The sequence below is a fragment of the Pseudomonas sp. FBCC-B1565 genome, from assembly GCF_059133265.1.
The window spans coordinates 82,557-108,058 of sequence record NZ_CP101438.1 but is presented as its reverse complement, the minus strand read 5'-3'; the positions used below and the strand labels follow the sequence as shown (position 1 = coordinate 108,058).

The window sequence follows — 25,502 nt, the reverse complement described above, 5'->3', positions numbered from 1 at the left end:
CGGACAAACAATTTGGCCATATTCCTCCCCTTTTGGCCGCTCCTGCCGTTCTCTTAAACCGCGCCCACCGCAAGACTGCAGGCACCGACCCAGCCTGCGGAGAACAAGAATGCTGACGATCTATTCGGACGATCACCACCTGCACCACGGTCGCTGCGAATTGATGGACGGGCAGTTGATGCCCTGCTTCGAAATGCCCTCGCGGGCCGACCATGTGCTGCAACGGGTCAGGGACCGCGAACTGGGCCCGGTGCAGGCGCCACAGGATTTTGGCCTGGCGCCCTTGCAACGCATCCACAGCCGCGATTACCTGGACTTCTTCAAAGGCGCCTGGGCGCGCTGGACCGAATACGGCCAGGACGGCGACCTGCTGCCCTACACCTGGCCCGCGCGCACCCTGCGCCGGGTGCTGCCCACCAGCCTGCACGGCCAGTTGGGCTACTACAGCTTCGATGGCGGCGCGCCGATCACCGCCGGAACCTGGCAGGCGGCCTACTCGGCGGCGCAAGTGGCGCTCACCGCACAACAGGCGATCCAGCACGGCGCCCACAGTGCGTTCGCGTTGTGCCGCCCGCCGGGGCATCACGCCGCCAGTGACTTGATGGGCGGTTATTGCTACCTGAACAACGCGGCGATCGCCGCCCAGGCGTTTCTCGACCAGGGCCACCGCAAGGTCGCGATCCTCGATGTGGACTACCACCACGGCAACGGCACCCAGTCGATTTTCTACGACCGCAGCGACGTGCTGTTTACCTCGATCCACGGGCACCCGGAGGCCGAGTTTCCGTTTTTCCTGGGCTATGCCGACGAGAGGGGCGAAGGCGCAGGCGAAGGCTTCAACTTCAACTACCCGCTGCCCGCCGGCTCCGGCTGGGAAACGTGGAGCGCGGCGCTGGAGCAGGCCTGCCGGGAGATCGAACACTACGGCGCCGACATCATTGTGGTCTCACTGGGCGTGGACACCTTCAAGGATGACCCGATCTCACAGTTCAAGCTCGACAGCCCGGACTACCTGACCATGGGCGCGCGCATCGCACGCCTGGGCAAACCGACGCTGTTCGTGATGGAAGGCGGTTACGCGGTGGAAGAAATCGGCATCAATGCCGTCAACGTACTCGAAGGTTTTGAGGGGGCAGCCCAATGAACATGCTCAAGTCGCTTGTGCTCTGCGCCGCCGTGCTGAGCAGCGCCGCGTACGCCGAAGAAAAAACCCTGAAGGTCTATAACTGGTTCGACTACATCACGCCCAAGGCGCTGGAGGACTTCAAGGCGCAGAACCCGGCGATCAAACTGGTCTACGACATCTTCGACACCAACGAAGCACTGGAGGCCAAGCTGCTGACCGGTAACTCCGGCTATGACGTGGTGGTGCCGTCCAACGTATTCCTCGCCAAGCAAATCGAGGCCGGCGTGTTCCAGCCCCTGGACCGCAACCAATTGCCCAACTGGAACCACCTCGATCCCAAGCTGATGAAGCTGATCGAGGCCAATGACCCCGGCAATAAATTCGCCGTGCCCTACATGTACGGCACCATCCTGATCGGCTTCAACCCGGCCAAGGTCAAGGCCGCGCTCGGCGACAACGCCCCGGTGGACAGCTGGGACCTGATCTTCAAGGAAGAGAACATCAGCAAGCTCAAGCAATGCGGCGTGGCCCTGCTGGACTCGCCTTCGGAGATCCTGCCGCTGGCCCTGCAGCACCTGGGCCTGGACCCCAACAGCAGCAACCCCAAGGACTACGTCAAGACCGAGGCGCTGTTGATGAAGATCCGCCCGTACATCACCTATTTCCATTCGTCCAAGTACATGGCCGATATCGCCAACGGTGACATCTGCGTGGCCGTCGGTTATTCGGGCAGTTTTTCCCAGGCGGCCAACCGGGCCAAGGAGGCCAAGAACGGCGTAGTCGTCGACATGCGCCTGCCCAAGGAAGGCGCGCCGATCTGGTTCGACATGCTCGCCATTCCCAAAGGCGCGCAGAACCCGCAGGACGCCTACACCTTTATCAACTACCTGCTGCAACCCCAGGTGATCGCGCCGATCAGCGATTTTGTCGGTTACCCCAACCCGAACAAGGACGCCACCGGACAGGTCGACCCGGCCATCCGCAACAACCCCAACCTGTACCCCACCGAGGCGGCGATGGCGACGCTCTATACCTTGAAACCCCTGGGCCGTGATGCCGAGCGCGCCAGGACCCGCGCCTGGACCAAGATCAAGTCCGGCACCTGACGGGCCTACATAAACACCGCCTGCCTGACTGCGCGCTTTCTAGCATGGCTACACCCGGGGCCTGGCCTCGGGTTTTGTCCATCCCACGCATGTCAGGCTCCCCTATGACTTCAACCCAAAAAGCCTCTGCCACGCAGCAGCCGCCGCGCTACTACTCCACCGCCACCTTGATCACTCAATTGTCCACTGGCCCGGCGTTTCGGGAAGTGGCCGCCGTATTGCTGCGACGTGAACTCAAGGCGCATTACCCGAACCTGGATATCGACCCGAACATCACCCTGGTGGAATTGGCCGATCGCGAATCGGTGTCCAACGCCGACGCACGCTGGGCCACCTTCAAGCACACCGGTTGGTTGATCTTCAACGCGGCCTTGCCATTCCTTGGTTCGACGGTGGGGGGGCGCGGCGTGGATCTGGCAAATCATGGATCAACTGCAAGAAGTCGTGGAGGCCGAAGGCGACCCGCAACACCGCTCACGCTGGAGCGCCATCGCCGATCTGCTGCTCAACCTGGGCATGGCGATCACGTTGCACCGCGTGACCCTGCGCCCGTTGGAGTCAGAGCCTCCCACCCTCGCCAAGCTACCCAAACCGGTCGAGCCCAAGCCGGTAGAACGGATTGACTTCTACCTCAGCGAGATCGGCCTGGAGCCGGCGAGCCGGCTGTTTTTCGAGAAGAAAAAGACCTGATTCCGCCGTTACTTATCTACCGTCCCAGCCACTCCTGCTGTCGCTACCGTGCGCGTTCGCTGTTCGCCCTGGCCAACGACAGAAGGAGCCGCCAATGTCCAAAAACGCGCACAACAACAATAACCACACCCTGAACGGGCGCCCCACCAACGCCTACGAATTACTCACCCAATTGACCACCGGCCCGTCTGCCCGGGAAGTGGCGTCCTACACCCTTCGCTGGGTACTGAAGGAGCAGTACCCCACGCTCAATATCGACCCGGACCTGACGATGATCGTCACTCCGCGCTGGCATGTTCTTGAGTCGGTCATCATGCCGGTTCCGCCCCACGTCGAATCCATCACGACGGTGTTGGCACGCCAGATGCTGTCGCCCACCCCTGTGGTCTACCTTGAGGGCGAGCACTTCCTCACGCTGCATCCGGAGTCCCCCACAGCCGTGCACTTGCCGGTGAAAATCGATGCTATCGCACGCCTGATCAATGAGTTGGCCGGCCTGCTGTTCGCCGCCTTCCAGGAGCGCCAACTGGACTACTGGAATGGATCGAACGGCAACAATTGGCCGCGTTGGCAGACCTTCTCCCATTCATTGCGCAAGTCCTGGAATGTCACCACCGTTGAAGACTGGGATGTGCTTGAGTGTGAAATGGCCAGAGGGCTTTATCGGTTTCCATTGCGCGCCCAGCGCAGGGTCAAGGATCGCTACAACAGCCGCGCCTACGTGGTGGATGTCAGCCTGCTGCGCGACAACGTCACCGTGCATGTGGGGGTGCTGGATATGGCGGTGCTGATGGGTGAGTTCAACGAACAGACGATGATCCTGGCGTACTCACTGGTCAGTGGCTACGAGCGCTTCGGATCTCTCGAAGAGCTGGGCAAGGCACTGCCGGCCAAGGTCGTGCAACTGCAATCGGATACAACATTGCAGTGGAAGTTGTACGAGCCCGCCGACAGCTTTTTCGACAGCCTCGCCTGTGCCCTGATAGCCATGCAAATCCAAGCCATCGGTGAGGCCGAGAGGTTCGTTGCCGCTTCCACCGCACCACAGCCTGAGATGCCAACCACTCTCTCCCGGATTGTGCCCAGCATTGAAGACCTGAGCGACCATGCGCTCTCCCATATCCGCCAGATACATCAACAAATGCCGGACTGGCTGGCCAATGCTTCGGACCAGGACATCGCCCTCTACAGCCGCTACATCATTGAATTGGCACAGATCCACGCGTTCAACGAAGGCCGTTCTTTTCAGGACGGAATCCCGCCAATACGCGACTACGCCCTTGAGAAGCTGCAGGAGCAGATCCGCGCTCACAAAGAAGGTGCACACCTGAACCTGAACAAGGTTGCAGTGACGATCCAGAGCCCAGTGATCTGGGGCACCTTCGCAATACCGGGCGAGGTGGATGTGACCCAGCGCAGCCTGATCGACCTGACCCTGGAGAACCTCACCGGCCTGCCCACCGGCCAACCCACGGTGTACTACAACGGTTCAGTGGCGCCGCAATGGTTGAACTTCAGGTTCCTGAAGGAGGTGATCGGCACAGTCGATATCGGCGAACACTACCCGGCGCTGATCAAGAGCACGTTGCTCGACGACCCGGTCCAGTCAAGGGCCAGGCAATTGCTGTACATCAGTCATTTACGCGTGCAACTGCCACTGTTGGCTCTGCAATTGAAGATCCAGCAACGCCAGGGCATGGACGAACTCGGCTACCGCTATGTCGCCGCAGTGATGCAGGTAGAGAAGCAAGACCAGCAGGTTGACGGGCAGCCGATCGTGATCCGACCGCTTGCCTTTGTCCCGACATTGCGCAGCGGCATTCAGGGGGATGAAGTCGCCAATATGTTTGTGATCGGCCCGCTGGACCCTTCCGCCGGCCCCTGCGTGCTGTACCGCCCCTTGCTCGAACCAGTGCTTGCCCAGTTCCCATCCCGGCAAAACCTGCTGTACATGATCAAGCAGGACCAAGACCTGCGCGAATCAGTGCTGGCCTGGTTACCCGAAGACGTCCGCTTCAACTACGAGCAGTACGTGTTTCCCGACACCCTGCCGTCGCCTTGGACCGTTGTGCGAGTGATTGTCGAGCCGGCGACGGTGGTGGATATGAGCGGACCTATCGAATTGAGCGACGACGTGTTGGGCGACGGCGCCCTGATCACGCTGTTCAAGGCCAACGCCAACGCGATGGTCGAGTTGGCGACCCGTCAATCGATCTCCAATGAGCAGAAGCGCTGGGCGACCTTTCGCCAGACCGGCTGGCAGATCTTCAACGCCGTGCTGCCGTTTCTGGGGCCTACCGTGGGGGTTGCCGCGTGGATGTGGCAAATCATGGAAGACCTGGAGCAGGCCGAGCAGGCGGTGGACAAATCCGACAAATCCGAGGGCTGGAACGCGCTCGTCGACCTGTGGCTCAACCTCGGCATGGCATTGGCCCTGCACGTAGGGCTGCGTCATCCAACCCGTGAGCCCGTGACCGAACCCTCCAAACCCCGGCTTGAACCCATCCCCGAGAAACCGATCAAGCCCAAAGACCCGCTACCGCAGCCCCCCGTGGTCGCCAACCAGCAATTGCCGGACCTGCCGGGCACCGACCTGACCCCGTTACACCAGGAAACCCTGCATATCAGCGGCGCACTCAGTCGCGCGCCTTCGAGCCTGGGTACACGGCTGGACACATTCAAAACCGACAAACCCGCCACCCTTGGCGAGCAGAACAGAACACCCGGCGTTCATCTGCATCTGTATCCGGACAAGGACAAGTGGTACGCCCCGGTCGGCGAGCGCTGGTTCGAGGTCAATCTGGACGACAACGACAACGTGGTCATAGCCGACCCCAACGACCCCGCGCGCACTGGCCCGTTGCTGATCAGCAACCGGTCCGGCCAATGGTTCGTCGACGTACGGCTACGCCTGCGCGGGGGAGGCTTTCGCAATCGGCGGCGTGCCGCTCAGGGGCAGAAGCCGCAGCGCATCACTGAGCTGAGGAAAAGCCTCACTGACTTCGATGCCAACGAGAGTCGTCGCCAGGCGGAGCTTTCCGAATCCCTCGCTGCCATCGGCTCCGAGCCTGGCCCCTCGACCGCGCAAAGGCGCGATGCCTATATCGGCGACGTCGACCGGCGGCTGGAGGAATACGACGTGCCAATCCGCCAACTCACGGCACTGGGCGTTATCGACACGGTGCCCAACTACCAGATCGCCATGGTCGATTATTTGAACAAACAGTTGCTGCTCACCCGCTCCGCCGTCGAGGAGCGCCTGCGCCCCTATCGAGACACCTTGCTCGATACGGTCGGCTTGCTGGACGAAGCAACCTCCGAGATCCCCCAGAGCACCACCGATCTGGCCCAGGAAATGTCCACGCTGAACCTGGAAATGATCAGCCGCCTGGAGTACGTCGACTCACGCTTCAAGGAACTTTCGAAGCTGGGCAGCGCCGGTGCGCAGGTGATGCAGACAACTTCCAAGGCACTGCCCAACCTCAACCTGCACGACCTGAAGGCCTTGCAAATAATGGTGTCGCGCTTCCTGTGCATCAAAAACGGCAACGCGCCGGAACAGCAGCAGGCACGCACCCAGCTGAGCACCATCGTGGGTATGGCCGACCTCGCTGTGCAGAGTTACCTCGATACCCTGCAAAACGATGCCGACAGCCCCTTGTCGGAGCGTATCGAGGTGCTCGATAGCCTCGTCGACCAATTCACCACTGTCGACCAGCGCCTGCTTGACCTGCATGCCGATGCACCCGAACAGGTGCTCAGGGAACCGCTCAACGACCTGTTACGACTCGTCGACGAATTCAACCAACGTGCGACTCACGACTTGGCGCGACTGTTGCGCGAACGCAAGGCATTGGAGCCCAAGCCAGGACCCTCTCGGCCCGCACCGGTGGCACCCCGCAAGGTCATCAAGACACGCTTTCACGGCGTTGTGGTCGGCGAGCCACGCGAGTCGGACCCTTCCCTGGTAGATGTCAAAGCACCGCTGACCGGCAAGGTGATAGCCACCTTCCATGAAAAATCGCCGGGGCAGTGGGCGCAGCGGGTCGAGGAGCGTACCCGCCCGCCAGCCTCGAAGCCGATCAGCTTGGACACCAGCCTCAAAGAGGGCCAGGCGCTTCTGGATGCAATACCCGCCACAATCAAACGTCTTGAGGGCCATTCCAATAAACCCTGGCGCCTGCCGACAGACATCGAAGGGATGTTTCACCTGGAGGTGTCGCCCCTTGAGCGCGCGATTGAAAACATCGAGGAGGCCCTCACCCAACGCAATCTGACTGAAATCGACCACCCCGCCGCGGCCCAACTCAAGCTCAAGCTCAATGCAGCCGTGCAGCAGCTTTACGAAGAGGGCAAAGCCACGCGCATCAGTATGATCAAGGAGCAGGTTCCCGTCGCATCTCGTATTCAGTGGCTGTATGAACAGGGCGAGGTGATCGTCAGGAAAACCCTCACGCGCCGACGCCTCAAAAGCCGTAGCGACTTCCTGGACGAATACGGAGTCCACGATCGCAAGACCCAGGCCGTGTTGTGGTATGCGCACTTTCATTACCACTCGATGCAGGCAGGTAGCGAAGACTTCGTCGCCGGGCACTTCAAGACCGTTGCGCAACAAAAACTCGGGGGTGCCTTTCAGACCACAGGGCTCTCAGACAAAGAGCAGATTGCCATTGAGCGCGCAGCCATTGGCAAACCATTGGCCAAGTCGATGTTTTTCAACACGCACCCCCACAGCGAAACCTGAGGGCTCGCTCACTGCCATACCCTGCGCAAGCGCTCCAGCGCTTGGACAATCGCTGGCTCCGGTACGGCGGCGAACCCCAATACCAGGCCGGCACGCTGGTCCGCAGGCGGGCTGGATTGCGCCAGCCAATAACTGCTCAGGCCATTGATTTCAACCTCAGCGGCCCGCGCCAGTTCGAGCAACTGCTGCTCGCGGGCCAGGCTGTCCACGCGCACCGTCAGATGCAACCCTGCGGCGACACTGGGCAACTCGCCGACACCGGCCAACCCGCTTGGCCAACCCGCCAGCAAGGTATTGCGCCGGCTCAACGCAGCACGGCGCATGCGCCGGATGTGCCGCTGGAAATGCCCGGCAGCCATGAATTCGGCCATCACCGCCTGGGTGCTGACCTCGGAGTGGCGCATGTCGACGGCACGGCGCCGGGCGAACGCATCCACCAGGCCCGCCGGCAACACCAGATAGCCCAGGCGCAACGCAGGGAAGGCGACCTTGCCGAAAGTACCGACATAGAGCACGCGCCCACTGCGATCCAGCGCGGCCAGGGGCGACAACGGTGCGCCGCTGTAGCGGTACTCGCCGTCGTAGTCGTCCTCGATGATCCAACCGCCCGTACGCTCGGCCCAGGCGAGCAACTCCAGGCGCCGCGCCAGGCTCATCACCACCCCCATCGGGTACTGGTGGGAGGGTGTGACATAGGCCACGCGGCAATCGCTCAAGGTATTGAGCACCTGACAATCAATGCCTTCGCCATCCACCGGCACGCCGTGCAATTTCCCGCCCGCCAGGGCGAACGCATGCCCGGCCGCACGATAGCCGGGGTTTTCCACCGCCACGCCATCACCGGGCTCCACCAGCAACTGTGCACAAAGGCTGATGGCCTGCTGCGCGCCACTGGTGATCACTATTTGTTCAGCCGTGCAATGCATGCCTCGTGAGCTGCGCAAGTAGGCGGCAATCAGACCACGCAGGCGGCCGTCGCCCGCGGGGTCGCCGTAGCACAGCAGTTCCAGGTCCGGATTGCGCCAGAATGCCCCGTTCAGCTTCGCCCAGACCTCGAACGGAAACAGATCGAAGGCGGGTACACCCACACGAAATGCCCGTGGCGGCCCCGCTGGAGGCAGGGACAGGTGGTTGGTTTTTATCCGCGCCAAGCCCGCGCTGTGGATAACTTCACTGTCCAGATCTTCCGGCAAATCCGCCCATTTTGTGGATAAGGCTGGGGATAAGCCTGTTGAAAACCCTGTGGATACTTTTGTGGATAGTTTTTTTGCGGTGGGCAATTGGGCGACATAGGTGCCATCGCCAACCCGGCTTTCAATAAACCCCTCCGCATACAGCTGATCGTAGGCGCGCACCACGCTGTTACGGGAAATCGATAACGCCGCCGCCAGGTCACGGGTGGCCGGCAAACGCGTCCCACTGACCAATCGCCCGTCCAGCACGCGCTGGCGCAGGGCGTCATACAGCTGGCGCGTCAGGCCTTGACGGCGATCCAGCTCAATTCCGGCAGGGTTGAACGACAGGGGCGGCGAGACAGGCGACATATTGGACCTATGAAATGGGTGCCAGATGGCTCTTTCAACGAGCCATTAGCCTGCCTAGGATGCAGGCATTCGCCAAGGAATATTTCCATGTACACACCTCGCGCCTTTGCCCTCGACGATTTGCCCGAACTGCAGCAACTGATCCAGCACACCCGCCTGGCGCAACTGGTGACCTTTGGCGAGCATGGCCTGCAAGCCAGCCACCTGCCCTTGCTGCTCAACCCCGATGAAGGCCCGAACGGCACACTCTACGGGCACCTGGCCAAAGCCAATGCGCAGTGGAAAGACCTGCAGAACGGCAGCGAAGCGCTGGTGATCTTTGCCGGTGCCGAGGCCTACATCAGCCCGGCGTTCTACCCGGCCAAGGCCGAGCACGGCAAAGTCGTGCCTACCTGGAACTACATCGCCGTGCACGCTTATGGCAAAGCCGAGGTGTTCAACGATGCCGAGCGCTTGCTCGCGGTGGTCACTGCGTTGACCGATCGCCATGAAGGCGGCCGCGCCCAGCCCTGGAAAGTCAGCGACGCGCCGGCCGACTATATCGACGGCATGCTCAAGGCCATCGTCGGCTTCGCCCTGCCGATCGAGCGCCTGATCGGCAAACGCAAACTCAGCCAGAACCGCAGTGCGGCCGACATCGCCGGCGTGCGTGCGGGCCTGGCAACCAGCGCCGACGTGCGCGACCAGACCCTCGCCCGCTTTATTCCCCAAGGAGCCCCAGAATGAGCCCGATCGACATCCGCCAGGTCACCGCCGCCGACCATGCTGCCTGGTTGCCGCTGTGGCAGGCGTATTTGAAGTTCTACGAAACCGAACTGCCGGACGCCGTCAGCCAAAGTACCTGGCAACGCCTGATCGACACCCGCGAGCCGACGCATTCGGCCCTGGCCTGGCAGGACGGCAAGGCGGTGGGCATGGTTAACTTCATCTACCATCGTTCCAATTGGAGCATCGAGAATTCCTGCTACCTGCAGGACTTGCTGGTGGACCCGGCCCAACGCGGCACCGGCGTCGGTCGCAAGCTGATCGAGTTCGTCTACGCCACCGCCAAGGCCGATGGCTGCGCCAAGGTGCACTGGCTGACCCACGAGACCAATGCCACCGCGATCCAACTCTACGAACGCATCGCCGAACGCCCTGGGTTCATCCAATTTCGCAAAGGTCTTTAAGGAGCGCAGCATGACTACTTCCCTCGCCGACTGGAAAGGCGTCCCGGCCCCAACCGTCAAACTGCTTGAAGGGCGCTTCATCCGCCTGGAAAAACTCGACCCGGCCCGCCATGGCGACGAATTGTTCCAGGCCCTCCAGGGCCCCGGTGCCGACCCCAAGCTGTGGGACTACTTGCCGTACGGCCCTTTCCCGGAACGCAGCGCCTTCAATGACTGGCTGAACAACCACGCGGCCCACAGCGACCCGTACTTCTTCTGCGTGGTCGACCGCCAGACCGGCCAGGTGCAAGGCCTCCTCAGCCTGATGTCCATCGTCCCCGCACAGGGCCGTATCGAAATCGGCCACGTCACCTTCGGCGCACCGATGCAGCGCTCGCCGAAAAGCACCGAGGCGGTGTACCTGTTGGCCAAACACGCGTTCGACCAGGGCTACCGCCGCCTGGAGTGGAAGTGCAACAACGCCAACGATCGCTCCAGGTACGCGGCCGAGCGGTTGGGCTTCAGTTTCGAAGGGGTGTTCCGCCAGCACATGGTGGTGAAGGGCAAGAACCGCGATACCGCGTGGTACTCGATCCTCGATTCGGAGTGGCCGAAGGTTGGAGCGGGGTTTGAGAAGTGGTTGTCGCAAGAGAATCAGCGCGGGGATGGGCAGGTGAAAACATTGGCGCAGTGCCGTGCCTGAATCGCCAACACTGCGTTGATCAATGTGGGAGCCGGGCTCCCACATTGGGTCTTCAGTGCCAGCGCCGTTACCTAGAGGCTTCTGCGCACCTTCACTACCCCCATCTTCAATCCGAATGGCCGGAACACTGCATTCAGCGATTTCAGTGTCTGATTGCCTTCGCCATGCTCGATATGCACCAAGGTACGCACGGAGATTTTGCACATCCTGGCAAACTGGCTTTGATGCAGGCCGGTGACTTCGGTGCGCAAGCGGCGTACCGCTTCGGCGATTTCCAGTGTGCCTTCTGCCAAGGCATCCTGAATGCTTTCAATCAACAGGGTGCGTTCTTCCACGGTCAAGCTCATTTCAGTCCCCATTCTTTCAACCGCTGCGGCAGATGTTTCAACGCAATGCCGGGATGGTTCATTGTCACTGCAGGCAGGCCGCTGGCATTGAGTATGTCTGGCAGGGCTGAAAGCTGTTGCGCGGCCTCCCTCAGGTCTTCGAACAGCTGCTCGCTGTCGACAAGATCACCCAGCAAATGACATACACCCCGCCAATCCACGTCGCCCGCCCGCTCCAGCTCCCTGGGCCATTTGGTCGTGCGCGTGATGCCTTCGTCGTCCATTACCATCGGCGCCAAATCGTAGATGGGTGCAAGACGCAGGGCGTTCGCTTCGCGAATGATCGAGGTATTGCGACCATGGTTGTCCGAGTTGCCGAGGATTTTGTTCAACAGATCGCGCTTGAGATACTCAGCGACCAACCCCGGTACTTGATTGGACTGACCAGCCTCTCGCCACAATTCAACCAACAACGTCACCACCTCACGATGCGCCATGGCGCTGCCGGGCACCGTGACACCCGCCAATGAGTAGATTGACTCCACGGCATAGCGTTCGACCCCCTGCGCAGTGACGCGCCGATCAAAACGGTGCATCCACACACTGGGCTTGCTCGCTTCCTCCAGTGATAACCCCAACTCCGCCACGGTATCAATACCCAAGGCCTGCAAGGCTTTGTAGTAGTGGAATTCGCTACGCAGGATGTCCTGATCCGTCTGTGTGCCTTTGTTGCGTGCAAACTTCACAAACCAATGCTGCTTGACCTGCTCGTCGTCCAGCACCGCATCCGGGAATAACAAACCGTCCAGGTTTTCTGTCAGCAGTAATTTTGGCGCCTCCCCGCCCGCCCCCGTGGCTCCGCCGATAGCTGCGCCTTGCTCATAGGCATACTCCAGGAAACGGTTATCCCGCCGGATAACCTCATGACGTTCAAACCCCATGGGGGTTCGATTGTCCAAAGCCTCAACCGATTCTTTGATTCGCATATGTCCAATGGGGGCAGGCGTACTGCGCATCAGCAGAAAAAGGTCTGCACTGATGTCATCTGGTTTATCCCCACCAATACGCGCCATCAGAAAACGTTTAGCGGCACCCGCAGGTGCGATGTCATGTACAAAAGCGGGAGCATGCTGGGCTCTATCACCCTCCCATTGCAGTGGGAACGCGGCACTCACCGAAGTGGCGAAGGGTGTCGCCAGTTCATCAAGGTGTTCCACCAGATAGCGCTGGTCATAACCAAAACTGCACCGACTTTCGAAACCCAGTTGCGGCGTATCAAATGTCAGGAGCATGGCGTCCTGCCACTTTCCTTCAGCGTAGATTTGTAGTGTCAGACAGACCATGGCTCTCACCTGCAATTTAATGCATTCACCAGCTGAAAAGGTGAACTGAAATTGCAATATAGTGCAGATACGGAGCTCACGCACCCACTATGAACGCAATAAAATGCAGATTCAAAAAACATCGAGCAAAGGAAGATGAGTTTTTAATCGCCCCGTACTAGAGACAACTCCCGCAAACCAGGGGTCGATGGCCTGACAGTTATCACCCCACCATCTCGCTAAATTCCCGGCCTCATTCATCAGAGGTTGGGATTTCATGCCTTTTACACCGCACAGAGTTGCCCTTGTCATTGCCCTTGCTCTCAGCGCCGCCAGCCTTCAAACCGCACAGGCGCGGGGCGATATCGAATACACGCCGTACTGGTATCAACCCTACGATGCACTTGATGACGCGTGGGTCTACGTGCCCGAAACCAAAGCGGCGCCCCTCGACGGTTATCTCACCCGCAAGGCCACTTCGCACAATGGCTTGCAAGTGGCCAAGGTGCTGGAGCCCGCGCTGATTCGTTTGCTGCAGTCCGGGGAGCTGACTGCCGAGCAGATCAAAGCCCTGGAGAAATTCGGTGATGCGCTGGAGAAACAGCCTGGCGGAATCGGTGCCAGCCTTGAGCAATTGGCTGGCAGCCAGAACGCCAACCTCGCGGGCGCAACGCAAAACACCACGCAGCAACTCGGCAACCAATTGATTTCAACCCTGCGCACACTGCCCGCCGACGACGAAGGACACTTCTGGGTTCAAGGCCTGGGCCACGACGGCCGCCTCGATAAACAAGGCGGCAGCGCCGGCTTGAAATACAGCACCGAAGGCCTGCTGTTGGGCGCCGACTGGGCACTGGATCACGCCTGGCGCGTAGGTGTACTGGGCGCAAAATCCACCAGCCATTTCGACACTCCACGCTTCGCCTCCGAGTTGGACAGTTGGCACCTGGGCGGTTATGCCGTACGCCGGGACGGCCCGCTGGCCCTGCGCCTGGGCGCGATATACAGCGACCATGCGGGGCAGAACAAACGCAACGTCAACCTGCTGGATTACAAGGAGCACCTCAGGGGCCAATACAACGCCCAGAGCCAAACCCTGTTTTCCGAGCTGGGCTATCAACTGGGCAGCACGGATCTCAGCGTGGAACCCTTCGCCGGCCTCGGCTTCCAGCGCTACCACCGCGACAGCTTCAAGGAAACCGGTGGCCTGACCGCACTGAACGTAGATGCACAAACCCAGCAGAACTTGAGCAGCATCGTGGGCCTTCGCCTGGCAACGGTGTATCGATTCGATAACCAGGTCAGCCTCACACCTCATCTCAGCACCGGCTGGAAACACCTCTACGGCGAGGTCGAAAGCCAGGTGCGCCAGTCCTACCGCGCATTGCCAGGGCGGGTTGACGGCTTCACGGTCCAGGGCACTTCGCTGGATCGCAATAGCCTGGATCTGCAAGCCGGGCTGGACCTGGCCCTGTCGACACAACACACCGTCGGCCTGACCTACAGCGCCCAGGCCGGTACCAACAGCCGTAACCACGGCCTGATGGGGCAATGGAAGATGAGCTTCTGACCCACCAAACTCCAGGCAAAAAAAAGGGGGGCACCTGCCCCCCCGAGGATTAAACGGTCGTGTCGAAGGCTGTATCAGCCTTCGATCTCAATCAGGATTTCGCCAGGGTTGACCCGGTCGCCCTTGGCCACATGAACGGCGGTGACCTTGCCGGCAATCGCGGCCTGTACTTCGGTTTCCATCTTCATGGCTTCGGTAATCAGCACGGCCTGGCCGGCCTTGACCACGTCGCCTTCCTTGACCAGCACATCGACGATATTGCCCGGCATCGCTGTGCTGACATGGCCCGGCGCGGTAGCGTGCTTGCGGTTGCTGCTGCCGCCGCTGACGAACTCATTGAGCGGTTCGAACACCACTTCTTCCGGCATGCCGTCGATGGACAGGTAGAAGTGACGCTTGCCCTCGGCCTTCACGCCAACACCGGTGATGTCCACGCGGTAGCTTTCACCGTGCACGTCGATGACGAACTCGGTCGGCACGCCTTCGCCACCGGCACGCGCCACACCGCCGGCTTCAGGGATCGGCAGCAGCACTTCCGGCGCCAGGGTGCCGGCGTCGCGTTCTTCGAGGAACTTGCGCCCGATGTCCGGGAACATCGCGTAGGTCAGCACGTCTTCTTCGGACTTGGCCAACGCGCCGATTTCACCGCGCAGCTTGGTCATTTCCGGCTTGAGCAGGTCGGCCGGGCGCACGTCGATCACTTCTTCGCTGCCGATGGCCTGGCGCCGCAGTTTCTCGTTCACCGTGCCCGGCGCCTTGCCGTAGCCGCCTTGCAGGTAGAGCTTCACTTCGTTGGTGATGGTCTTGTAACGCTCGCCGGCCAGCACGTTGAAGAACGCCTGGGTGCCGACGATCTGCGAGGTCGGGGTGACCAGCGGCGGGAAGCCAAGGTCTTCACGTACGCGCGGGATCTCGGCCAACACTTCGCTCATGCGGTTGAGGGCGCCCTGCTCTTTCAACTGGTTGGCCAGGTTGGAAATCATCCCGCCCGGCACCTGGTTGACTTGCACACGGGTGTCGACCGCGGTGAATTCGCTTTCGAACTGGTGGTACTTCTTGCGCACGGCATAGAAGTACAGGCCGATCTCTTGCAGCAGCTCCAGGCTCAGGCCGGTGTCGAACTCGCTGCCTTTAAGGGCGGCGACCATCGACTCGGTCCCTGGGTGGCTGGTGCCCCAGGCGAAGCTGGAGATGGCGGTGTCGATATGGTCAGCACCGTTCTCGATGGCCTTGAGTTGGCACATCGCGGCCAAACCCGCAGTGTCATGCGAGTGGATAAAGATCGGCAGACTCTGCTCGGCCTTCAGCGCCTTGACCAGCTCGCCGGTGGCATACGGGGTCAACAGGCCGGCCATGTCCTTGATCGCGATGGAGTCGCAACCCATCGATTCCAGCTGCTTGGCCTGCGCCACGAAGGCTTCAACGGTGTGCACCGGGCTGGTGGTGTAGGCGATGGTGCCTTGGGCATGCTTGCCGGCGGCTTTCACCGCTTCGATGGCCACGCGCAGGTTACGCACGTCGTTCATGGCGTCGAAAATGCGGAAGACATCGATGCCATTCACAGCCGCCTTGGCCACGAACGCCTTCACCACATCGTCACTGTAGTGACGGTAGCCCAGCAGGTTCTGGCCGCGCAGCAGCATTTGCAGGCGCGTGTTGGGCAATGCGGCGCGCAGTTTGCGCAGGCGCTCCCACGGGTCTTCCTTGAGGAAGCGTACGCAGGCGTCGAAGGTCGCGCCGCCCCAGACTTCCAGGGACCAGTAGCCGACTTTGTCGAGCTTGTCGCAGATCGGCAGCATGTCGTCGGTGCGCATGCGGGTCGCCAGCAACGATTGGTGGGCGTCGCGCAGGATGGTGTCGGTGACAAAGATTTTCTTGGACATTGTTGTATTCCTCACAGGCCTGCGTGGGCGGCGATGGCGGCGGCGATGGCCAGGGCCAGCTCTTCGGGTTTGCGCTTGATCGAGTAGTTGGTCAGCTCAGGGTGGCTTTCCACGAAGCTGGTGTTGAACTGGCCGCTGCGGAATTCCGGGTTGCGCAGGATTTCCTGGTAGTAGGCGGCAGTGGTCTTCACGCCTTGCAGGCGCATGTCATCCAGGGCGCGCAGGCCGCGGTCCATGGCTTCTTCCCAGGTCAACGCCCACACCACCAGTTTCAGGCACATAGAGTCGTAGAACGGCGGGATGGTGTAGCCGGTGTAGATCGCCGTGTCCGTACGCACGCCGGGACCGCCGGGTGCGTAGTAACGGGTTATCTTGCCGAAGCTGGGCAGGAAGTTGTTTTTCGGGTCTTCGGCGTTGATACGGAACTGCAACGCGAAACCACGGTGCTGGATGTCTTCCTGCTTCACCGACAGTGGCAGGCCGGAGGCGATGCGGATCTGTTCGCGGACGATGTCGATCCCGGTGATTTCTTCGGTGATGGTGTGTTCCACCTGCACCCGGGTGTTCATCTCCATGAAGTACACCTCGCCCTCGGCGAGCAGGAACTCCACGGTACCGGCGTTCTCGTAGCCCACAGCCTTGGCGGCTCGCACCGACAGGTCGCCGATGTAGGCGCGCTGTTCCGGGGTCAGTTGCGGGCTTGGGGCGATTTCGATGAGCTTCTGGTTGCGACGCTGGATCGAGCAATCGCGCTCGAACAGGTGCACCACGTTGCCGAAGCTGTCACCGAGGATCTGCGCCTCAATGTGCTTGGGATTGACGATGCATTTTTCCAGGAACACTTCCGCCGAGCCGAAGGCCTTGGTGGCCTCGGAAATCACGCGGGGGAAGGCTTGTTCGAGTTCTTCGCGGCTGTTGCAACGACGGATACCACGACCACCACCACCGGACGTGGCCTTGAGCATCACCGGGTAACCAATGCGGTCGCCCTCGGTGAGTGCCTCGTGGATATCCGCGACGTTGCCTTCGGTGCCCGGCGTGACCGGCACACCGGCCTTGATCATGCTGCGGCGCGCTTCGGTCTTGTCGCCCATGCGGCGAATCACTTCGGCCGATGGGCCAATGAATTTGATGCCGCGTTCGGCGCAGATGTCCGCCAGTTCAGCGTTTTCCGACAGGAAGCCATAGCCGGGGTGCAGCGCATCGCAGCCGGTTTCCACCGCTAGGTTCACCAGCTTGCGCGGGTTCAGGTAACCGGCCAGGGGCTCGGCACCGATGCTGTGGGCTTCGTCGGCACGCTTGACGTGCAACGCGTGGCGGTCGGCGTCGGAGTAGACCGCGACCGAGCGAATGCCCATCTCGGCGCAGGCACGCACGATTCGTACGGCAATTTCACCACGGTTGGCGATCAGGATCTTTTTTATCACTTGGAAATTCCCTTGAGCCGATTGCTGCGTTCTTCGACCCACTGGAGCCGGGTCGGCGCGTGACCAAATGTTTCATGACAGTCGCGAGACACACACTAAGCCCGCCAAGGGATTAACAAAAATCAATAATTATTGGGTCGGGCATAAGTAAAGACTTATAGTTGTCCGAACAGCCGGTGGCGAGAGAATTAGAAAATGCGTAAGTCATTGATGCGACTGACATTGCGTCAATTGCAGATCTTCCATGAGGTGTGCGATTTGCGCTCCTACAGCCGTGCGGCCGAGGAAATGTCCCTCACGCAACCAGCCGTCAGCCTGCAAATCCGTCAACTGGAAGAGCTGATCGGCCAGCCGCTGTTCGATTACGTGGGCAAAAAGCTCTACATGACCGAGGCTGCCGAAGCCCTGCAGCGCGCCAGTCGCGACATCTTCGGGCGCCTGGAAAACCTCGATATGCAGCTTTCGGACATGCAGGGTTCGTTGCAGGGCCAGCTGAAACTGGCGATTGAATCCAGCGCCAAGTACTTCGTGCCGCACCTGTTCGCCGCCTTCAAGCGTCAGCATCCGGAAGTGCAGTTGCAATTGACGGTGGTGAACCGCGCCCAGGTGATTCGCCGGCTTTCGGACAACCGCGACGACCTGGTGATCATGTCCATGGTGCCCCAGGACATGGGCCTGGAATTCCTGCCCTTCCTCAACAACCCGATTGTCGCTGTGGCGCCTCCCGACCACCCCTTGAGCCTGCAAGGCCCGCTGCGCCTGCAGGACCTGGAGCCCTACACGCTGTTGCTGCGCGAACCAGGTTCCGGCACGCGACTGGCCTGCGAGGAGTACTTCAAGGAAAAACGCGTGCACTTCACCCAGACGGTGGAAGTGGCCTCGGCCGAGGCGCAGCGTGAGTGTGTCTGTGCAGGATTGGGCGTGGCCCTGTTGACGCGCCACGCGGTCAACATGGAGCTGGCCACCGGCGGGCTCAAGGAGCTGCCGGTGGAAGAACTGCCGCTGTACCGCAGTTGGTGCCTGGTGCAGGCCAAGGCCAAGCGCCTGTCACCGGTGGCCCATGCGTTCCTGGGCTTTATCCGCAGCGAACGGGTGCAGATCAGCGTGCTGGCTGAGCGCTTCGCTGGGAAGCCGCGGGTGCCTGCCAGTGGAGTTCCGGGTAGTCACTGATGCTCTGGAGCAACTGGCGCTCCTCACAACGGTCTTCGATTGCGCGACGGAACGCCATGCGGCGTTGGTCTTCCTGCTGACGACGGGTTTTGACGGAGCTGTTGCTGTCTTCGTAAGTCCGGGCCATTTGGAGTCTCCCAATGCGAGTACGGGGAGTTCAGGATGGCCTTGGGGAGTTACGGTTTGGCGGCACACGCATGACAAGACGATGAACATTCCTGATCTGTAGGAAATCCAAATGTGGGAGGGGGCTTGCCCCCGATAGCAGTGGGTCAGCCAATGCATTTGGTGACTGATACACCGTAATCGGGGGCAAGCCCCCTCCCACATTTTGACCTCAGGTCAATCGTCGAGGGCTTTGACGGATTTCGGTGACAGGCGAAGGCTGCGCAGACTGCGCTTCACGCTCTTGAGGTGGTTGACCAGGCTCGGCCCACGCGCCATGGCCACGCCCATCGCCAGCACGTCGATCACCACCAGGTGGGCGATGCGCGAAGTCAGCGGCGTGTAGATTTCGGTGTCTTCGTGCACGTCGATCGCCAGGTTGACCGTAGACAGTTCCGCCAACGGCGTCTGGCTTGGGCACAGGGTGATCAGCGATGCACCACTTTCACGCACCAGGTTGGCGGTGATCAGCAGGTCTTTGGAGCGGCCCGACTGGGAAATGCAGATGGCCACGTCCGTAGGCTTCAAGGTCACCGCCGACATGGCTTGCATGTGCGGGTCGCTGTAGGCCGCGGCGGTGAGCAGCAAACGGAAGAATTTGTGCTGGGCATCAGCTGCCACCGCGCCCGAAGCACCAAAGCCATAGAACTCCACGCGCTGGGCCTGGGACATCGCCGTCACGGCCTTTTGCAACTCCACCGGGTCGAGCTTCTCGCGCACTTCCATGAGGGTGTGCAAGGTGGTGTCGAAGATTTTCAGGCTGTAGTCGGCGACAGAGTCGTCTTCATGGATCGCAAATTGGCCGAAGCTGGCGCCAGCGGCCAGGCTTTGCGCCAGCTTGAGTTTCAAGTCCTGGAACCCGGAACAACCGATGGCGCGGCAGAATCGCACGATGGTCGGTTCGCTGATACCCACGCTATGGGCCAGGTCGGCCATGGAACTGTGCATCACAGCCGCAGGGTCAAGCAGCACGTGATCGGCAACCTTGAGCTCCGATTTGCGTAACAGGTGGCGCGACTGGGCGATATGTTGCAACAGGTTCAAAGGGCAGGACTCTTGTTATGGGCAGGGCCAGGGATGTAGCAAGCTTGTAGTTATACTACAAGAATTGCCGTTTTGCCCGTCCGACGCATCACTAAATCGCCCTGCCCCCCTTTGAATCTAAGGGCAGCCGCGTTGTAGCCACAGGGGCGTCCCCAGCGTCGTTAAGGAAATTCTGCATTTTTCCGTAACAAATCTGCCAACCCATCAGCCTGCATCGGCCGACTGATCAAATAGCCCTGCACTTCGTCACAACGCTCGCCCCGCAGGAAATCCAGCTGCTGCTGATCTTCCACGCCCTCCGCCACTACCTTCAGCGCCAGCCCGTGGGCCATGGCGATGATTGCCCGAGTGATGGCTGCGTCTTCGCGCCCCTGGCCCAGGCCGCGGATGAAGGTCTGGTCGATCTTCACGTAGTCCACGGGAATGCGCTTGAGGTAGCTGAGTGACGAATAGCCGGTGCCGAAGTCGTCAATCGCCAGCTTCACCCCCAGGTCTCGCAGTTGCTGGAAGGTCGCGATGATGTGTTCGACGCTGTCGAGCAATTGGCTTTCGGTCAGCTCCAGCTCCAGGTATTGCGGGTCCAGGCCGGTTTCTTCGAGCACCTGGCGTACCAGGCTGACCAACTTGCCCTGGCGCAGTTGGTGTACCGAGAGGTTCACCGATACCCGGATCGGCGCCAACCCCTGGCGCTGCCACTCGCAGGCTTGCCAGCAGGCCTCGCGCAGCACGAATTCGCCCAGGGGTACGATCAGGCCGGTCTCTTCGGCCAGGCCGATAAAGTCCCCCGGCGGCACCATGCCCCACTGCGGGTGCTCCCAACGGATCAGCGCCTCGGCCGCGTTGAGCTTGCCAGTGGCCAGGCACAGTTTCGGTTGATAGAACACCGTGAGCTGACGCTCTTCGATGGCCTTGCGCAGGTGGTTTTCCAGCTGCAAGCGCTCCAGGGTGCTGGCTTGCAGGCTGTCGGTGTAAAACTGGAAGTTATTGCCGCCCAAGTGTTTGGCGTGCTGCATGGCCATGTTCGATTGGCTGACCAACGCGGAAATTTCCCGCGCGTTGTCCGGCAACAGGCTGACGCCCATGGAGGCACTCACCACCAACTCGTGCCCCTCCACCGTCACCGGCACCCGCAGTTTGGCCAGCAGCCGCGTAGCGACCCGCGCCAGGCTCGACAGGTTGCCGTAGGCGTCGAACAACACAGCAAACTCATCCCCCGACAGCCGTGCAATGGTGTCGGCCTCGGGCAAGGCGTTGATTAAGCGTCGCGCCATTTTCTGCAACAACTGGTCGGCGACTTCATGGCCCAGGCTGTCGTTGAGCAGTTTGAAGCGGTCCAGGTTGATGTGCAGCAACGCCAGGCTGCGCCCACCCTGGCGTACGCGCTGGTGAGCTTCGCGCAACCGTTCGCGGAACAGCGAGCGGTTGGCCAGGCCGGTCAGTTCGTCGTAGTGAGTGAGGTAGCGCATACGCTCTTCGGACTCACGCCGTGCTGAAAGATCGGCGAAGAAGCCCACGATATGGCTGACTTTTCCTCGAATATCACGCACGACATTCAATTGCAGCCACTGCGGATACAGCTCGCCGTTTTTGCGTGTCTCCACCAATTCGCCCTGCCACGTGCCGTGGCTGAGCAACGCCTGGCGGATCACCGGGAAATGGCGGCGGGCGTCACGGCTGCTGGGCAGTTCCACCACGTTGCGGCCAATCATGTCGTCGGTTTCAAACCCCGTGACACGGCTGAAGGCTTGGTTGACGGCAATCAGCTTGTAGTCCGGATCAAGGATCACAATGCCTTCGCTGGCGGCTTCAAATACGGTCGAGGCCAACCGCTGCTGTTCCTCCAGGGCCTTGCCGGCGCTGATATCGCGGCGCGTCCCCAGCATGCGCGTGACCCGGCCGCTGGGCGCACGCTCCACGGCGCGGCCACGGTCTTCGATCCACACCCAGTGCCCGTCGCCATGGCGCACGCGGTATTCCACCTGGTAGTCCTCGCTGCGGCCCTTGAGGTGTTCCACCAGGGCACGCTTGAGCAGCGGCAGGTCTTCGGGGTGCAGGCGCGGCTTGAGGTGGCTGAGCATTGCCGTTACGTACTCCGGCTCCAGGCCGAACAGCTCCTTGAGCTGGGTGTGATGGACCTCGTCGGTTTGCAGGTTCCAGTCCCACAGGCCCAGTTCACTGGCTTGCAGGGCCATGGCCAGGCGCGCTTCGCTTTTATTCAGGGCCAGGCTGGCGGCGTCCAGTTCCTGGCTGCGCTGTGCCACACGGTCTTGCAGGCCGGTCTGGGCTTCGCGCAGTTCCTGTTCGACTTGGCGACGCTGCTCGACTTCGCGCACCAGTTCCTGATTGAGTTGCTCGCTGCGCTGCTGCGCCTGTTGCAGGTGCTCGATCAGCGCCTGGTTCTGGAAGCGGCGCAACAACCCGCGCTGAATCAGGCGATTGACCTGCCACGCCACCAGGCTCAAGGACGCCAGCAGGATCAGGCCAAGTACACCCCAGCCGCGCTGCTGCGGGTCGCCACTCCAGAACAGGTAGAGGATGGACGGCACCAGGCACGGCAAGGCAAAGGACAGGAACGCCGGCAGGCTCACGGCGTATGCCACGCTGGCCGACAAGGTCGCCGCGCCGATCAGGCCGAACACCCAGGCCTGTTGCATGAAGCTGTCCACCGGCACCAGGGCGATGGCGGCGGTGGCCAGCGTCAGGCCGCTGACCGCCGAACCGAGCAGGAACATGCGTTGCCACACCGGTTGGGCCTGGCGGCTGGGCATCGCCGAGTCAAACGCGGCCACCTGAATCACACGCATCGCCACCAGGGCCAGCAGCCAGACCAACCAGACGCTGTCCAACAGGTATTGCTGGGGGTTCCACAGTAGCCAGGCGCAGACCAGGCCATTGACCAACATCAACAGGGTCGGCAGCAGCGAGCCTTGATACAGCAGGCGTGTGCGCTCGACCGCCATCTCCGTGGCGTAGTGTTTACGGATAACCTGCGCAGGAGCCGCCGAGGGGCCAAGCAGGTCGGTGCTAAGGGTCATAGGCAGTGTTCTTATAATGGTGAGCCCGAAACGTCGACGGAGCATACACAAGCAAGCGCTTGGGCCAAACTGCTCCATGTCATAAAACCGCACGCTCATGCCGCGCAAACTTCCGGGCCAGACGGCTTGAGCGAGACGCTGCGCGGGCTGCGGCCATCGACCGACCGGTCATCACCCCGAAGGTTTTCCGTCGACCACCCGGCATTGGCATTTGCCCCACTTCCCCGGGGGCCATAGAATGCGCCGATGCGCGATGATCTCTCCCTTTTGCTGAACTCCCTCAACGATGCCCAACGCCAGGCCGTAGCGGCCCCCGTTGGCCGTCAGTTGGTCCTGGCCGGTGCTGGCTCCGGTAAAACCCGAGTGCTGGTGCACCGTATCGCCTGGTTGATCCAGGTCGAAAACGCGTCCCCGCATTCCATCCTGTCGGTGACCTTCACCAACAAGGCCGCTGCCGAGATGCGCCACCGCATCGAACAGCTGATGGGCATCAGCCCGGCCGGCATGTGGGTAGGCACTTTCCACGGCCTGGCGCACCGCTTGCTGCGGGCGCATTGGCAGGAAGCGGGCCTGGCCCAGACCTTCCAGATCCTCGACAGCGATGACCAGCAACGCCTGGTCAAGCGGGTGATCCGCGAGCTGGGCCTCGACGAACAACGCTGGCCCGCACGCCAGGCGCAATGGTTTATCAACGGCCAGAAAGACGAAGGCCTGCGCCCGCAACATATCCAGGCCAGCGGCGATCTGTTCCTGGCCACCATGCGCAGCATCTATGAGGCCTACGAGGCCGCCTGCGTGCGCGCCGGGGTCATCGACTTCTCCGAGTTGCTGCTGCGCGCCCTCGACCTGTGGCGCGATAACCCAGGCTTGCTGGCGCATTACCAGAAACGTTTCCGCCACATCCTGGTGGACGAGTTCCAGGACACCAACGCCGTGCAGTACGCCTGGCTGCGCCTGCTGGCCAAAGGTGGCGACAGCCTGATGGTGGTGGGCGACGACGACCAGTCGATCTACGGCTGGCGTGGCGCGAAAATCGAGAACATCTACCAGTATTCCGAAGACTTCCCGGACGCGGTCACCATCCGCCTGGAGCAGAACTATCGCTCCACTGCCGGAATCCTCAAGGCGGCCAACGCCTTGATTGCCAACAACACCGGGCGCCTGGGCAAAGAACTGTGGACCGACGGCGGCGAAGGCGAAGCGATCAACCTGTACGCCGCGTTCAACGAACACGATGAAGCGCGCTACGTGGTGGAAACCATCGAAAGTGCGCTGAAAACCGGCCTGGCGCGCAGCGACATCGCGATCCTGTACCGCTCCAACGCCCAATCGCGGGTCCTGGAAGAAGCCTTGCTACGCGAACGTATCCCGTACCGCATCTATGGCGGCCAGCGCTTCTTCGAGCGGGCCGAGATCAAGAACGCCATGGCTTACCTGCGCTTGCTGGAAGGCCGTGGCAACGATGCGGCGCTGGAACGGGTGATCAATATCCCGGCCCGTGGCATCGGCGAAAAAACCGTCGAAGCCATTCGTGACCACGCACGCCACGCCGATGTGTCGATGTGGGAAGCCATGCGCCTGCTCATCGCCAATAAAGGCCTGACCGGTCGTGCGGCGGGTGCGCTGGGTGTGTTTGTCGAGCTGATCGAGAACCTGGCGGCCAAGTGCGCGGAAATGCCCCTGCATTTGATGACCCAGACCGTCATCGAGCAGTCCGGGCTGATCGCCTACCACGAAGCGGAAAAAGGCGAGAAAGGCCAGGCCCGGGTAGAAAACCTTGAGGAACTGGTCAGCGCTGCCCGTGCGTTCGAAAACACCGAAGAAGATGAAGAGCTGACCCCGCTTGCCGCCTTCCTCGGCCATGCGTCGCTGGAAGCCGGTGATACCCAAGCCGATGAGCATGAAGACAGCATCCAGCTGATGACCTTGCACAGCGCCAAGGGCCTGGAATTCCCTTACGTGTTCCTGGTGGGCATGGAAGAGGGCTTGTTCCCGCACAAGATGAGCCTGGAAGAGCCCGGCCGCCTTGAGGAAGAACGCCGCCTGGCCTATGTGGGCATCACCCGGGCGATGCAGAACCTGGTGATGACCTACGCCGAAACCCGACGCCTGTACGGCAGCGAAACCTACAACAAGGTGTCGCGCTTCGTACGTGAAGTACCGAAGGGCCTGATCCAGGAAGTGCGCCTGTCCAACAGCGTCAGCCGCCCGTTCGGTGGTGGACAGCAGCAGAACTCCAGCAGCATGTTCGCCGGCTCCGAGATTCCGGAAACCCAGTTCAGCCTTGGCCAACAGGTCAGGCATTCGGTATTCGGCGAAGGGGTGATCCTCAATTTCGAAGGCGCGGGTGCCCAGGCGCGCGTGCAGGTGAATTTCGCCGAAGGCAGCAAGTGGCTGATGATGGGTTACGCGAAGCTCGAAGCCATTTGAAACATTTGCCCACATGAAGGTTTTTGGCCCGCCCTTGTTTTTAACGAGCGCGGGCCAATATCTGTAATA

The 25,502-nt window shown here is 61.2% G+C and carries 18 protein-coding genes; 10 read left to right on the top strand and 8 right to left on the bottom strand.

All coding sequences use genetic code 11. The annotated features are described in order from the left end of the window. Positions 1–109 precede the first annotated feature (109 nt). The 4 genes from NL123_RS00420 to NL123_RS00405 all read left to right on the top strand — a co-directional run bounded on the left by NL123_RS00420 (position 110) and on the right by NL123_RS00405 (position 7,666). Entirely contained in the window at positions 110–1,144 is a 1,035-nt protein-coding gene (locus NL123_RS00420; protein ID WP_248485404.1) for a histone deacetylase family protein, read from the top strand. Next, positions 1,141–2,232 (top strand): polyamine ABC transporter substrate-binding protein, encoded by a 1,092-nt coding sequence (locus NL123_RS00415; RefSeq protein WP_494357034.1) that lies wholly within the window; start codon positions 1,141–1,143, stop codon positions 2,230–2,232. Before NL123_RS00420 ends, NL123_RS00415 begins: the two co-directional genes overlap by 4 nt. A 423-nt stretch (positions 2,233–2,655) precedes the next feature. Next, positions 2,656–2,922 (top strand): hypothetical protein, encoded by a 267-nt coding sequence (locus tag NL123_RS00410; RefSeq protein ID WP_494357033.1) that lies wholly within the window; start codon positions 2,656–2,658, stop codon positions 2,920–2,922. Between the two features lie 94 nt (positions 2,923–3,016). After that, positions 3,017–7,666, top strand: a complete 4,650-nt coding sequence (locus NL123_RS00405) for a dermonecrotic toxin domain-containing protein (RefSeq protein WP_494357032.1) — start codon at positions 3,017–3,019, stop codon at positions 7,664–7,666. Between the two features lie 8 nt (positions 7,667–7,674). Here the strand turns inward: NL123_RS00405 and pdxR are convergent, their stop codons facing one another. Further along, positions 7,675–9,210, bottom strand: a complete 1,536-nt coding sequence (pdxR, locus tag NL123_RS00400) for a MocR-like pyridoxine biosynthesis transcription factor PdxR (protein WP_494357031.1) — start codon at positions 9,208–9,210, stop codon at positions 7,675–7,677. An 87-nt stretch (positions 9,211–9,297) separates the two neighbouring features. Between pdxR and NL123_RS00395 the strand changes: the two genes are divergently transcribed. From NL123_RS00395 to NL123_RS00385, 3 genes are read left to right on the top strand one after another with little or no spacing between them, the layout of a single operon-like run. Then, on the top strand, positions 9,298–9,936 hold the full coding sequence (locus NL123_RS00395) for an FMN-binding negative transcriptional regulator (protein ID WP_248485411.1): 639 nt from the start codon (positions 9,298–9,300) through the stop codon (positions 9,934–9,936). After that, on the top strand, positions 9,933–10,379 hold the full coding sequence (locus tag NL123_RS00390; protein WP_494357030.1) for a GNAT family N-acetyltransferase: 447 nt from the start codon (positions 9,933–9,935) through the stop codon (positions 10,377–10,379). The genes NL123_RS00395 and NL123_RS00390 overlap by 4 nt, the downstream gene beginning before the upstream one ends. Positions 10,380–10,389: 10 nt before the next feature. Next, positions 10,390–11,061, top strand: coding sequence for a GNAT family N-acetyltransferase (locus NL123_RS00385; protein ID WP_494357029.1), 672 nt, complete (start codon positions 10,390–10,392; stop codon positions 11,059–11,061). Positions 11,062–11,132: 71 nt separating this feature from the next. Here the strand turns inward: NL123_RS00385 and NL123_RS00380 are convergent, their stop codons facing one another. After that, positions 11,133–11,408: a helix-turn-helix domain-containing protein gene (locus tag NL123_RS00380; protein ID WP_092241585.1), complete on the bottom strand. Its 276-nt coding sequence runs from the start codon at positions 11,406–11,408 to the stop codon at positions 11,133–11,135. Continuing rightward, positions 11,405–12,730, bottom strand: a complete 1,326-nt coding sequence (locus NL123_RS00375) for a type II toxin-antitoxin system HipA family toxin (RefSeq protein WP_494357028.1) — start codon at positions 12,728–12,730, stop codon at positions 11,405–11,407. Before NL123_RS00375 ends, NL123_RS00380 begins: the two co-directional genes overlap by 4 nt. A gap of 256 nt (positions 12,731–12,986) precedes the next feature. On the opposite strand from NL123_RS00375, the gene NL123_RS00370 reads away from it, so the two are divergent. After that, a complete protein-coding gene (locus NL123_RS00370; protein ID WP_494357027.1) occupies positions 12,987–14,279 on the top strand; it encodes an autotransporter outer membrane beta-barrel domain-containing protein in 1,293 nt (430 codons plus the stop codon). Between the two features lie 74 nt (positions 14,280–14,353). Here NL123_RS00370 and oadA read toward each other — a convergent pair whose 3' ends face one another. Both oadA and NL123_RS00360 read right to left on the bottom strand, forming a co-directional pair. Next, positions 14,354–16,162 (bottom strand): sodium-extruding oxaloacetate decarboxylase subunit alpha, encoded by a 1,809-nt coding sequence (gene oadA / locus NL123_RS00365; RefSeq protein WP_058424313.1) that lies wholly within the window; start codon positions 16,160–16,162, stop codon positions 14,354–14,356. An 11-nt stretch (positions 16,163–16,173) separates the two neighbouring features. Continuing rightward, positions 16,174–17,589 carry an acetyl-CoA carboxylase biotin carboxylase subunit gene (locus NL123_RS00360; RefSeq protein WP_003195732.1) on the bottom strand — a complete coding sequence of 472 codons (1,416 nt, stop codon included), beginning with the start codon at positions 17,587–17,589 and terminating at the stop codon, positions 16,174–16,176. 195 nt (positions 17,590–17,784) lie between these two features. Between NL123_RS00360 and NL123_RS00355 the strand changes: the two genes are divergently transcribed. Continuing rightward, positions 17,785–18,759, top strand: a complete 975-nt coding sequence (locus tag NL123_RS00355) for a LysR family transcriptional regulator (RefSeq protein WP_248485423.1) — start codon at positions 17,785–17,787, stop codon at positions 18,757–18,759. Here the strand turns inward: NL123_RS00355 and NL123_RS00350 are convergent. The 3 genes from NL123_RS00350 to NL123_RS00340 form a co-directional block, all read right to left on the bottom strand. Beyond that, positions 18,689–18,886 (bottom strand): PA3496 family putative envelope integrity protein, encoded by a 198-nt coding sequence (locus tag NL123_RS00350; protein ID WP_248485424.1) that lies wholly within the window; start codon positions 18,884–18,886, stop codon positions 18,689–18,691. The genes NL123_RS00355 and NL123_RS00350 overlap by 71 nt on opposite strands. 215 nt (positions 18,887–19,101) lie before the next feature. Continuing rightward, on the bottom strand, positions 19,102–19,968 hold the full coding sequence (hexR, locus tag NL123_RS00345) for a transcriptional regulator HexR (protein WP_003177007.1): 867 nt from the start codon (positions 19,966–19,968) through the stop codon (positions 19,102–19,104). A 161-nt stretch (positions 19,969–20,129) separates the two neighbouring features. Further along, positions 20,130–23,003: an EAL domain-containing protein gene (locus NL123_RS00340; protein ID WP_248485426.1), complete on the bottom strand. Its 2,874-nt coding sequence runs from the start codon at positions 23,001–23,003 to the stop codon at positions 20,130–20,132. A gap of 246 nt (positions 23,004–23,249) precedes the next feature. On the opposite strand from NL123_RS00340, the gene uvrD reads away from it, so the two are divergent. After that, positions 23,250–25,433 carry a DNA helicase II gene (gene uvrD / locus NL123_RS00335; RefSeq protein ID WP_071494679.1) on the top strand — a complete coding sequence of 728 codons (2,184 nt, stop codon included), beginning with the start codon at positions 23,250–23,252 and terminating at the stop codon, positions 25,431–25,433. The last annotated feature ends 69 nt before the right edge of the window (positions 25,434–25,502 follow it).